10 protein-coding genes are annotated in these 11155 nt (G+C 70.0%); 3 read left to right on the plus strand and 7 right to left on the minus strand.

Annotation, left to right across the window (positions count from 1 at the left end):
• The 3 genes from IPV09_RS07120 to leuA form a co-directional block, all read right to left on the minus strand.
• A partial coding sequence (locus IPV09_RS07120) for a serine hydrolase (RefSeq protein ID WP_207474551.1) occupies window positions 1–936 on the minus strand: 936 nt, incomplete at its 3' end.
• 123 nt (window positions 937–1059) lie between these two features.
• On the minus strand, window positions 1060–1356 hold the full coding sequence (locus IPV09_RS07125) for a hypothetical protein (RefSeq protein WP_207474552.1): 297 nt from the start codon (window positions 1354–1356) through the stop codon (window positions 1060–1062).
• Window positions 1349–3094: a 2-isopropylmalate synthase gene (gene leuA / locus IPV09_RS07130; protein WP_207474553.1), complete on the minus strand. Its 1746-nt coding sequence runs from the start codon at window positions 3092–3094 to the stop codon at window positions 1349–1351. Before leuA ends, IPV09_RS07125 begins: the two co-directional genes overlap by 8 nt.
• A 215-nt stretch (window positions 3095–3309) precedes the next feature.
• Here leuA and IPV09_RS07135 point away from each other — a divergent pair, with 215 nt between their 5' ends.
• On the plus strand, window positions 3310–4812 hold the full coding sequence (locus IPV09_RS07135; protein WP_207474554.1) for an amidohydrolase: 1503 nt from the start codon (window positions 3310–3312) through the stop codon (window positions 4810–4812).
• Window positions 4813–4871: 59 nt separating this feature from the next.
• Window positions 4872–6470 carry a cell wall metabolism sensor histidine kinase WalK gene (locus IPV09_RS07140; RefSeq protein ID WP_207474555.1) on the plus strand — a complete coding sequence of 533 codons (1599 nt, stop codon included), beginning with the start codon at window positions 4872–4874 and terminating at the stop codon, window positions 6468–6470.
• A gap of 59 nt (window positions 6471–6529) precedes the next feature.
• Here the strand turns inward: IPV09_RS07140 and IPV09_RS07145 are convergent, their stop codons facing one another.
• Genes IPV09_RS07145 through IPV09_RS07160 form a run of 4 tightly spaced genes read right to left on the minus strand, consistent with a single transcriptional unit; the run spans window position 6530 to window position 10040 of the window.
• Window positions 6530–7945, minus strand: coding sequence for a glycosyltransferase family 2 protein (locus IPV09_RS07145; RefSeq protein WP_207474556.1), 1416 nt, complete (start codon window positions 7943–7945; stop codon window positions 6530–6532).
• 1 nt (window position 7946) lies between these two features.
• Window positions 7947–8927, minus strand: a complete 981-nt coding sequence (locus tag IPV09_RS07150; RefSeq protein ID WP_207474557.1) for a HEAT repeat domain-containing protein — start codon at window positions 8925–8927, stop codon at window positions 7947–7949.
• Entirely contained in the window at window positions 8924–9289 is a 366-nt protein-coding gene (locus IPV09_RS07155) for a response regulator transcription factor (protein ID WP_207474558.1), read from the minus strand. Before IPV09_RS07155 ends, IPV09_RS07150 begins: the two co-directional genes overlap by 4 nt.
• Before the next feature lie 43 nt (window positions 9290–9332).
• Window positions 9333–10040: a DsbA family protein gene (locus tag IPV09_RS07160; protein WP_207474559.1), complete on the minus strand. Its 708-nt coding sequence runs from the start codon at window positions 10038–10040 to the stop codon at window positions 9333–9335.
• A gap of 90 nt (window positions 10041–10130) precedes the next feature.
• On the opposite strand from IPV09_RS07160, the gene IPV09_RS07165 reads away from it, so the two are divergent.
• On the plus strand, window positions 10131–11153 hold the full coding sequence (locus IPV09_RS07165) for a DNA ligase (RefSeq protein ID WP_207474560.1): 1023 nt from the start codon (window positions 10131–10133) through the stop codon (window positions 11151–11153).
• Window positions 11154–11155 lie beyond the last annotated feature (2 nt).

The following is an 11155-nucleotide window of genomic DNA, read 5'->3' on the forward strand; positions in this document are numbered from 1 at the left end:
GTTGACCCCCGGGTCACCGCCGCCGTGGCCGAACGTGCCCCCGGGCCGCAGCATCACGCCGTAGCCCATGTCGAGGCCCTCCAGGATTGGCACGTACGGGGTGAGCATCAGGGCAGTCATCTCCTCGCCCAGCAAGGAGCAGTCCTTGATCGCCCTCAGGAAACGATCGATGTCCCTGGCCGTCGCCAGCGCTCCCCCGTCACCCCCGCCCACGACCGGGACCGAGAAGACGTTGCTGCGCCACGGGGCGTCGTCGCTGCTGCGCGGAAGGTAGCCTGTCGCGACGTCTGGCGCCGGCTCGTCGGAGCGGAGGTAGCCCGAGTCGGCCATCCCTGCCGGCACCAGCACCCGCTCGGTCACCGCGTCCACGAAGGGCGTCCCCGTGACTTGCTCGAGCACGGCACCGAGCAGGACGTAGCCTGCGTTGCAGTAGTGGAAGTCGCCACCGGGCGGGCCGATCGGCGTGAGGTCGGCGTACATCGGCAGGAAGTCGTCGGGGCGCTCCATGGCATAGCAGGGGCGCTGGACCCACAGCGAGCCGTAGTCGGCGACGTAGTGGGGCAGGTCCTCGTCCTCCTCGGCATAGTCGCCGATGCCGGAGGTGTGGGTGAGCAGGTGGTGCACGGTGACCTCGTCGGCCAGCGTCGACGGCCGCCGCTGGGCCGGGAGCACGTCCACGACCCGGTCGCCCACCGCGACCTCACCCCGGCGCACGGCGTCGAGGACCGCCGCGGCGGTGAACATCTTGCACATCGAGGCCAGCCCGAACCGCGTGCCCGGGTGGATGGGCTCGCCGTGGGCCCGATCGGCCCAGCCGTGGCAGGTCTCGAGCAGCACCTCGTCCCCGCGGGTGACCAGGGCCGAACCGCTGAACGACCCCGACGCTGCCAGCTCGCCCAGCCGTTCGTCGACCTCGACCCACGCGTCCTTCGTCATCCTTCGAGTGTGGACCGCAGTCGGGGTCGTGTCCACCGAGATAGCACCGAGCTCGCGGCAGGCCGAGCCGGCGGCCAGGCACACCGTCGCTGTGCAATCGGTGCCGAGGCGGCGTGTGGGCACCTACCCCAGCGGCCACGCGGGGTCACCGGCGACCACGGTCACCATGCCGACGACCAGCAGCAGGCACACCACCGGCATCCATGACGTGCGGCGCAGGCGGCGACGCCACGAACTGATCAGCGCCCACGCCAGCCCCAGGGTCGCGATGGTGCCGGTGATCGCCCAGACCCATTGGGAGGTGACGAACAACTGCCCGACCGGCAGCACGGCCCAGACGATGGCGGCGGCGAGCACCGCCCGCACCATCCAGCGCTGCCAGGCAGCGTCGGGGGCGGTGCCCGCCGAGCGCTCAGGCACGGCTGCGGTTCACCGCCGAGACCACGGCCTTCAGCGAGGCAGTCAGGATGTCGGCGTCAATGCCGACGCCCCAGTAGACGCCACCCTCGTCCTCGTCGCCCGTTTCGACCTCGACGTAGGCGGCCGCCTGGGCGTCGCCGCCGGCAGTGAGGGCGTGCTCGGAGTAGTCCAGCACCTTGACGGCGATGCCCAGCTGGCCCAGGGCATCGACGAAGGCCGACAGCGGGCCATTGCCCTCACCCGAGATGGTCCGCTCCTGGCCCCCATGGTGGACGATGGCGTCGATCTGGTAGTCGCCGCCATTGGAGATCTGGCGCGACTTGATGATCTGCAGCGGGCTGGTGGCGTCCAGGTACTCCGCCCTGAACCGTTCCAGGATCTCGGCGGGGGCAATCTCGCCGCCCTCGGTGTCGACGTGGCGCTGGACGGCGCGGCTGAACTCGATCTGCAGCCGGCGCGGCAGGTCCAGCTTGTACTCCGACTTCATGATGTAGGCCATGCCACCCTTGCCGGACTGCGAGTTCACGCGGATCACGGCCTCGTAGGTGCGGCCCACGTCGTAGGGGTCGATGGGCAGGTACGGCGCCTCCCAGTCGATCTCGTGCAGGTCCTTTCCCGCGGCCTCGGCCTGGCGCTCCAGTGCCTCCAGGCCCTTCTTGATGGCGTCCTGGTGTGACCCCGAGAACGCGGTGTAGACCAGGTCGCCGGCGTAGGGGTGGCGGGGGTGCACGGGCAGTCCGGTGCAGTACTCGACGGTGCGACGCACCTCGTCGATGTCGGACAGGTCAACCTGGGGGTCGACCCCCTGGCTGAACAGGTTCAGCGCCAAGGTGACCAGGTCGACGTTGCCGGTGCGCTCGCCGTGGCCGAACAGGCAGCCCTCGACCCGGTCGGCGCCGGCCATCATGCCCAGTTCGGAGGCCGCCACCGCGGTGCCGCGGTCATTGTGCGGGTGCAGCGAGACCGCGACGTTGGCGCGGTTGTTGACGTGCCGGGTGAAGTACTCGATCTGGTCGGCGTAGGTGTTCGGGGTGGACCGCTCGACGGTGGCGGGCAGGTTGAAGATGATCTCGCGCCCGGCCGACGGCTGCCACACGTCGGCCACCGCATTGCACACCTCGACGGCGAAGTCGGTGGGGGTCTGGGTGAAGATCTCGGGGCTGTACTGGTAGCCGAACTCGACGTCGCCCAGGTTGGCCTCGGCGTGCTTCATCACCAGTTCGGTGCCGCGGGTGGCCAGCGCCACCGTCTCGGCCTCGCTCATCTTGAACACCACTCGGCGGAACAGTTCGGCGGTGGCGTTGTACATGTGGATCGTGGCCCGATTCGCGCCAACCAGTGACTCGGCAGTGCGCGAAATCAGGTCCTCGCGGGCCTGGGTCAGGACCGAGATGGTGACGTCGTCGGGGATGGCGTCGTCTTCGATCAGGTGCCGGACGAAGTCGAAGTCGGTCTGCGAGGCCGAGGGGAAACCAATCTCGATCTCCTTGTAGCCGATCTTGACCAACAGGTCGAACATGCGGCGCTTGCGGGCCGGGGTCATCGGGTCGATCAGCGCCTGGTTGCCGTCGCGCAGGTCGGTCGACAGCCACCGCGGGGCCTTCTCGATGCGACGACCGGGCCAGGTGCGGTCGGGCAGGTCGATCGGCTGGAAGGGGGTGTAGCGCTGGAACGGCATCGGGCTGGGCTGCTGCACGGGGACAGGCTGCGGGCGCGTTCCGAAAGAATGGGTGCTCATGGGAGGTTCCTCACTGGGGTGGTCGGCTGGGTTGCGAGGTCATCGCAGGGGCGGGCACGACAGGACTCCGCAGCGAGGGGGCCGCCGGTGATCGTTCACTGGGCCTCGCTGCGGCAGTGAAGAAGCCGCAGGCCGAACATGCCCACCAACGTACACCACGACCGCGGGTTGGACGTCTGCCCGAGCCCACCACGGGGTCGGATTGACTGGCCGACATGCCGCAGACCATCACCCTGACCAACGTGCGCCGCCTCGACCTGTCCACCGGACGACTGGGCCCGCTCGGCGACCTGCACGTGGTCGAGGGTCGGGTCACCCGCACCGGGCACCCCGACGCTGAGGTCATTGACGGTGGCGGCCTCGTTGACGGTGGCGGCATCGTCATGCCTGGCCTGTGGGACGCGCATGTGCACATGACCCAGTGGGCGATGAGCAGCCGATGGGTTGACGTCTCGGCCGCACGCTCACCGCAGCAGGCGGCGGCGCTGATGGCGGCGGCCCGTCGGGCCAGCAGCGACCCGGTGCTGGTCGGCTTCGGCTTCCGTGACTCCACCTGGGCTGAGTCCCCCACGGCCGGCGTGCTGGACGCGGCGATCGCCGATCATCCGACGGTGGTCATCTCCCACGACGTCCACTCGACCTGGGTGAACACCGCGGCCATCGCGCACTTCGGGCTGCAGAGCAACACCGGGCTGCTGCAGGAGCAGCCCGCCTTCGACCTGCAGACCCGGCTGCTGGACCTGCCCGTGCCGGTGCTCGACGATTGGGTGGACCACAGCGCCCGTCGAGCCGCCTCCCGGGGCGTGGTGGGACTGGTCGACCTGACCATGGCGTGGAATCCCGCCGACTGGCGCCGACGCTTCGCCCACGGGTTCTCGTCGGTGCGGGTGCGGGCCGGGGTCTACCCGCAGCACCTGGACCGGGTCGCCGCCGAGGGGCTGCGCGGCGGTCAGGTCCTCGACGCCGACGGCTTGTTGACCCTCGGCCCGCTGAAGATCATCACCGACGGCTCCCTGACCGCCCGCACCGCCTGGTGCCGGGAACCGTTCCACAGCACCGGCACCGGTGACCCGCTGCCTGGGCAGGAGCACGGGGTGCGCAGCGTCGACATGGACGACCTGGTGGCGCTGATGCGGCAGGCGACCAGCCACGGCATGGAATGCGCCGTCCACGCCATCGGCGACCGGGCCGCCGGCCAGGCACTGGACGCCTTCGCCGAGACCGGTGCCCGCGGCAGCATCGAGCATGCCCAGCTGATCAGCCCCGAGGACATCACCCGAATGGCGGGGCTCGGGGTGCGGGCCAGCGTCCAGCCGGCGCACCTGCTCGACGACCGTGAGGCGATGGACGCGCTGTGGGCCGGGCGCACCGAGCACGCCTTCCCGTTGGCGTCAATGCGGGCGGCGGGGGTCGAACTGGCGCTGGGCTCCGATGCCCCGGTGGCCCGACTCGACCCGTGGTTGGCCATCGAGGCCGCTGTCCGGCGCGCGTCGGCCACCGACCAGGGCTGGCACCCGGAGCAGTCCCTGACGTTGTCCCAGGCGCTGGTCGCCTCCACCCGGGGCGTCCATGCGCTGGTGGTCGGCTCCGAGGCGGACCTGCTCGTCCTGCCCGTGAGCCCCTTCGAGGTGCCGTCCGACCAACTCCACGCGATCAGCCCCACCCTCACCCTGGTGGGTGGACGGCCCACCTGGCGGGCGCCGCACACCGCGTCCTGAACCGCCATCGGGCCGGGCCGGGTCACGTGGTGTGGCCGCGATGTGGAACCATCAATGCCATGCCCCCAGCCACCCCCGGTCCGAGAGTCGCGCTGCGTCTGCCCGGGACAGCCCTCACCCACCAGATCACCCTGCTGGCGTGCATCGCCTTCAGCGTCCCGCTGGCCAACCACGAGTTCGTCCAGTTCCCGTGGCTGTTCTGGTCGGGTCTGGTCCTGGTGCTGGGGGTGACCGTGGCCGTCGTGGTGGTGGCGCTGCCGGCCACCAGGGCCGCCCTGGACCCTGACCGGCTCATCACCCTGGCCGCCACGGCCGCGGTCGTCAGCATGGTGGGCATTGCCCTGCTCCGGTGGGCCGGGCCCGACGGCCTGGGCTATGTCGCCTTCTTGATGGCGCTGCCGGGGGTCTGGTTGGCGTCGATCCTGCACTTCCGCGGGGCAGCCATTGCCATCGTCGTGGCGGTGCTCACCCAGTTCGTCGGACCGGTGGGCATGGGCAGCCTGCCCACGGAGCCCGTCCTGGTGCGCGGCGTCAGCGCCGTCGTGGTGGTGGGGGCCGTGGCACTGCTGGTGGCCCAACTGGTGCGGCAGCGCGACTCGCAGCAGCGACGACTGGCGCTGGTCACCACGGCCCTGGGCGTCGTCCACGGTGCCCTGGGGCCGGATGGGCACCTGACCAGTGTCAGCGGCCGCCTGGCCGGGCCCGCCCGGCACCTTCCCATCGACCAGGTGCTGCACCAGCCGCTGCTGGCCGAGAACGGGCGCGACGAGTTGCCCCCCGAGCAGTACCCCCTGCGCCGGGCCCACGACGGCCACGAGTTCGTCGGGAACGTGGTCTGGACGACCGCCACCAAGGGACGCAAGGTGGCGTTGTCGGTCTCGGCGAGCCATGTCGACGGCACCGTGCTGGTGGTGGTCCACGACGTGACGGCGTCCCTGTCGGCCGTGCTGCAGGAGGAGCAATTCCTGGCGAACGTCAGCCATGAGCTGAAGACCCCGCTGACCTCCATCGCCGGCTACCTGGAACTCCTCGAGGACGACGCCCGCGAGGCCCCCAACGGCACCCTGGACGCGGCCGTCGTGCTGCGCAGGCTCGAGGTCGTCGGCCGCAACGTCGTCCGGCTCCAACGGCTCATCCTCGGCCTGCTCGAGACGGCGCGGACGCTGCACAGCTCGGTCCGCAACGGCGACCCCTGCGTCATGGACTTCGCCATGCTGGTGCGCGAGCAGGTCGAGTCGATGCGCCCGCGGGCCGAGTCCCAGCAGCTCAGTTGGCAGGTCAGCGGGCTGGAGGAACCACTGCCGCTGGGCAATGCCGACAGCGTGCAGCTGGGACAGGCCGTCGACAACCTGCTGTCGAATGCCGTCAAGTACTCCCGTCCCGGCGGTGTGGTGGAGGTGCAGTTGACCAGCGACCGCCAGTCGGTCACCCTGACCGTGCGCGACCATGGCATCGGGGTGGGCGCCGATGACCTGCCGAAGCTCTTCACGCCCTACTTCCGGGCCCGCACGGCGCTCGACTCGGGCACCGAGGGTACCGGCATCGGACTGCTTGTCACCCGACGCATCGCCCACGCCCACGGCGGTGAACTCGAGGTGGAATCGACCGAAGGCGAGGGCACGACCGTGACGCTGACGGTCCCCCTGCAGCGCACCTGAGGACGTCCCACCCGGGTCGACCCCGGCGCCCCTGCAGGACAGGACGCGGCGGACGCGGCTCAGCTGCTGAAGCCGGTGCGCGACATCACGCCCCACTCCTGCTTGGTCCGGCGCAACGCCTTCCACCAACCCTCCAGCCGCCACACCGCGGTGAATTGTCGGTAGCCGAAGTTCTCGACGAACGCGCACACGATCAAGAGCCACACACTGCGCCAGGTCGGGGTGCGGTGGAAGGAGAGCTCCTCCAGCAGGATCGCGGCGACCGAGACCAATACCCCGATGCCCAGGGAAATCCCCAGCATTGACAGCAGCAGCACCGGATTGACCGCCCCGGTCGCCATTGCCGCGACCAGCACGACCAGCCCGAACACCTCGAACAGCGGCGCGCAGAGCTCGAAGAGCCAGTAGTAGGGCAGGCCAATCATGCCGATCCGCCCGTAGCGGGGGTTCAGCAGCATGCCACGGTACTTCCACAGCACCTCCCACAGGCCGCGGTGCCACCGGGCGCGTTGTTTGCGCAACACCTTGCCGGTGTCGGGAACCTCGGTCCAGCTCACCGGCTCGCTGACGTAGACCATCCGGTAGTCGCGCTTCGAGCGTCGGTACCAGCGGTGCACGGCCATGGCGAGCTCGAAGTCCTCACCGATGGTGTCGGCGTCCAGCCCGCCGACGGTCAGCAGGACGTCGCGGCGGTAGACACCGAAGGCCCCCGAGATCAACATCAGCGCGCCAATCATCGACCACCCGGCCCTGCCGAGGCTGAACGCGCGCAGGTACTCCACCACTTGGAGACGGGCCAGCCACGACGTGGGCAGCCCCACCTTGGTGACCCGCCCGGCCAGCACCCGGCAGCCGTTGACCGCTCGGATGCTGCCGCCGGTGGCCACCACCCGCACCGGGTCGTCGAGGAAGGGTTGCACCGCCAGCAGCAGCGCGTCGTGGTCGAGCACCGAGTCGGCGTCCATGAAGACCACCAGGTCCTTGGCGGCGATGCAGATGCCGGCATTGACCGAGTCAGAACGTCCCGAGTTGTCGGTGTCGAGCACCACCAGCGGGGTGCTGCGGTCCCGCGCCCGGTAGACGCCACGGATGGCGCCGCGCACCTGCACCTGGCCCGAGGTGTCGACGGTGCGGGCGCTGGGCACCAGGTCAAAGGCACGGGTCAGCGCTTCGAGGGTGTCGTCGGTGGATCCGTCGTTGACCACGACGACCTCGTGGTCGGGATAGTCCAGGGCAAGCGTGGAGCGTACCGACTGCTCGATCACCAGTCCCTCGTTGTAGGCCGGAATCACCACGGTGAGACCCAACGAGACCGGCGCGGTCGCCGTCTCGGCCAGGTCCAGCACGGAGCGGCGACGCGCCGAGCGTCGAACCTCCCACCATCCGAGCAGCACCAGCAGTCCGTAGGAGACGTTGATGACGATGAAGTACAGCAGGCTGGGCACCGCGGTCCAGAACAACAGCAGACGGATCATGTCAGCCACGGTCGACACCCGCCCCGAGGGCTGCCGGTGCCAGCACCGTTGCCAGCACCGGGTCCTGCGCCTGGCGCACCTCGGCCAGAGCGGTGCCGGCGAGAGCGCTGGGCAGCGCCTGGAGGGCGCGGACGCATTCGACGCGCACCTGCGGCCATGACGAGGTGGTGCCGGCCAGCAGCGCCGGCACGCTGCTGCCGGTGGCGATGCGGGTCAGTGCGGTGGCTGCCGCGAGCTGGACCACGGGTGCGGGGTCACGGTTGAGCAGAATGCCCAGCCGGGGCGAATCGATGACGCTGGTCAGCAGCCCCAGCGTCTGCGCGCAGGCGGCACGCACGCGCTCGGAGGAGTCCAGCAGGCCCTCGCGGATCGCGTCGCGGCAATCCTGGTCCTCGCGACCCAACGCCATCAGCACGTTGACGAGCACCAGGCTGGGGACATGGCCGTCCGACCTGACCAGGTCGAGCACGGCCTGGACGGCCCGACGGCTCGGGTAGGCGCACAGGGCGCGGGCGGCGACGCTGCGGACCACCGACGAGCGGTCGGTGAGCGCGTCCAGCAGCAGTCTTTCGTCCGCGGGCAGTGCCAGCATGCCCAGTCGGCGGACGCTGCCGGCGCGGATGGCGGCCCACCCCGAACGCATCCGGCGGCGCAGCCGCGGCGGGTGTCCGCGGTCGACCAGCATGGCGACCAGACGCGCTCGCGCGTCACCGCTGACCACGTCGAGCAGGGCCAGCAGTCGTTCGTCGACCCGATCGCCCAGGACGCCGGAGGCAGCTCGCAACCGCGGGGCGTCCTCGCTGTCACCGAGCGCATAGGCCGTCACCCACGGGCGGGCCAGTTCGTCGTGGCGGGCGCGGCGCCGTTCGACCAGCACCCGGGTGCCATGGGCCACGCCGGTGCCGATGACCAGGAACAGGACCGTTGACCAGACGATCACCAGGGCGGCCAGGACCACCCGGGGCGTCAACCCATCGATCATCGCCGCGCCAGCAGTGCTGACACGCGGACCGACAGCTCTCGCGGCGAGAACGGCTTGGTCAGGTAGTCGTCGGCCCCGGCGTCGAACCCGCGCTCCAGGTCACGCTCCTGGCTGCGGGCCGTCAACATGATCATGGGCAGGGTCGACCCTTCAGAGCGCAGCAGCCGGATCAGGTCGACGCCGGTCATGCCGGGCATCATGTGGTCAATCACCGCCAGGTCGACGTCGACCAGAGTGGCGAGCACTTCACGGGCCGACTCAGCGGAGTCGGCGTCGACCGTGGTGTGCCCGGAGGCTTGAAGTTTCAGGGTGACAAGTTCGCGGATGTCAGGATCATCGTCCACGACCAGGATGTGGGCCATGGCGGTGAGTCTAGGGCCATCCGAGGGCCATCCCGCACCAGCCTCAGCAGCCCGCCGGGCCGCAGGCCTCCCCCTGCTCTCCCCCGAGGGTGACGAAGGCTGGCTTCTGGGGCTGCAACTCGTCCCAGGTCTGCTGCAGTGCCTGCGCGAAGACCTCGGCCGGCTGGGCGCCCGAGACGGCGTACTTCTCGCCGAAGACGAAGAACGGCACACCGGTCACACCGATCTGGCGGGCGGTGTCGATGTCCTCGGCCACCTCGGCGGCGATGGTGGGGTCGGCCTGGCCGGCAGCGACCTGTGCGGCCGTGAGGCCGGCATCGACACCGATGCGGGTCAGCACCTGGTCATCGCTGATCACCTCGCCCTGGGCGAAGTGGGCCGAGAACAGCGCGTGCTCGGCGGCGTCGACGTCGCCGTCATGGCGGCCGATGGTCTTGAGCAGCCGGTGGGCCTTCATCGAGTTGGCGGGGCGCACCGCCGCGAAGTCCATGGGCAGTCCCTCGCCGTCGGCGGCCTGCTTCACCCCGGCGGTCATCTGTTCGACCCGCTCGACGGGGATGCCCTTGGTCTGGCTGAGGTACTCGACCTCGGTGCCGTCGAACTGCTCGGGCAGGGTCGGGTCGAGCTGGTAGGAGTGCCAGACCACGTCGACGTCCTCGCCGAAGAGTTCGACCCCCTTGCTGAACCGGGACTGGCCGATGTAGCACCACGGGCAGGCGATGTCCGACCAGATGTCGACGCGAAGACTCATGAACACAATCCTTCCAGATTCAATCATTGGCTCAACACGGGCGGCCCGGAATTGATTCCGTCGACATGCCGAACGGCCACAATGGGACCCATGCGTCCGATGCTCGCCACCCATCCCCCCGTCCCGGGCCAACTGCCGCCCGACGACCGCTGGGTGCACGAGGTGAAGTGGGACGGCATCCGGCTGCTGGCAGAGGTTGCCGAGGGCGAGTTGCGGTTGCGCAACCGCAACGAGGTGGACGTGACGGTGACCTACCCCGAACTGCACGGCGCCCAGCAGTTGCCGGCTGATGTGGTGCTGGACGGAGAGGTGGTGGCGGTCACGCCGTCCGGGGTGGCCAACCTGCAGTCGTTGGCGCCGCGGATGCACCAGCGCGACCCGCGGCGAGTGGCGCAACTGGCCGCCTCGACGCCGGCCCGTTTCATGGTCTTCGACGTGCTCCGACTGGACGGACGACCGGTGGTGGGGCTGCCCCTGGAACAGCGCCGGGGTCTGCTCGAGGGCCTCGACCTGGAATCCAACGGACCCGGCTGGCAGGTGCCCCCGCAGTACGACGACGGTGAGTTGCTGACGCAGGCGACCCTCGAGCAGGGACTCGAGGGGGTGATCAGCAAACGGCGTGGCTCGATCTACCAACCCGGGGTCCGCAGCCCCGACTGGGTGAAGGTTCCCCATCGTGCGGAGTTCGTCGGGGTGATCGGCGGCTGGGTGCCCGAGACCGACAACCCGCGGCGGCTCGGGGCGCTGTGGATCGGCCACCCGCACGACGAGCAGACCTTTGCCGAGGACGGTCTGCTTTACCCCATCACCCGCGCCGGATCGGGGTTGGGGCACGCCGAACGCGACCAGCTGCTGCAGGTGTTGCGCTCCATCGAGATCGACCACTGTCCCTTCGTACCGAGGCCGCAAGGCCCCGAGGCGCGGCGGGCACGGTGGGTGGAGCCCATCCTGTGCGTCCAGGTGCGTTTCCTGGGTCGGAGGGGTAGCTTCACCCGCGAGGGTGCCATGGGTGTGGGTGACGCCGGACAGCTGCGCCACCCGGTGCTGCGTCGGCTTCGTCCCGACGTGACGGCCCTGGAGGCTGCCGACGTAGTGGTTGAGGAGACCGGCTGAGG

Source organism: Tessaracoccus sp. SD287 (assembly GCF_017355265.1).
Taxonomy (GTDB): Bacteria; Actinomycetota; Actinomycetes; order Propionibacteriales; family Propionibacteriaceae; genus Aestuariimicrobium.

Coding starts and splice junctions, on each gene's coding strand:
- IPV09_RS07155 (WP_207474558.1), bottom strand. CDS start 9,289: ATGGCCCACATCCTGGTCGTGGACGATGATCCTGACATCCGCGAACTT.
- leuA (WP_207474553.1), bottom strand. CDS start 3,094: ATGAGCACCCATTCTTTCGGAACGCGCCCGCAGCCTGTCCCCGTGCAG.
- IPV09_RS07140 (WP_207474555.1), top strand. CDS start 4,872: ATGCCCCCAGCCACCCCCGGTCCGAGAGTCGCGCTGCGTCTGCCCGGG.
- IPV09_RS07165 (WP_207474560.1), top strand. CDS start 10,131: ATGCGTCCGATGCTCGCCACCCATCCCCCCGTCCCGGGCCAACTGCCG.
- IPV09_RS07150 (WP_207474557.1), bottom strand. CDS start 8,927: ATGATCGATGGGTTGACGCCCCGGGTGGTCCTGGCCGCCCTGGTGATC.
- IPV09_RS07135 (WP_207474554.1), top strand. CDS start 3,310: ATGCCGCAGACCATCACCCTGACCAACGTGCGCCGCCTCGACCTGTCC.
- IPV09_RS07160 (WP_207474559.1), bottom strand. CDS start 10,040: ATGAGTCTTCGCGTCGACATCTGGTCGGACATCGCCTGCCCGTGGTGC.
- IPV09_RS07145 (WP_207474556.1), bottom strand. CDS start 7,945: ATGATCCGTCTGCTGTTGTTCTGGACCGCGGTGCCCAGCCTGCTGTAC.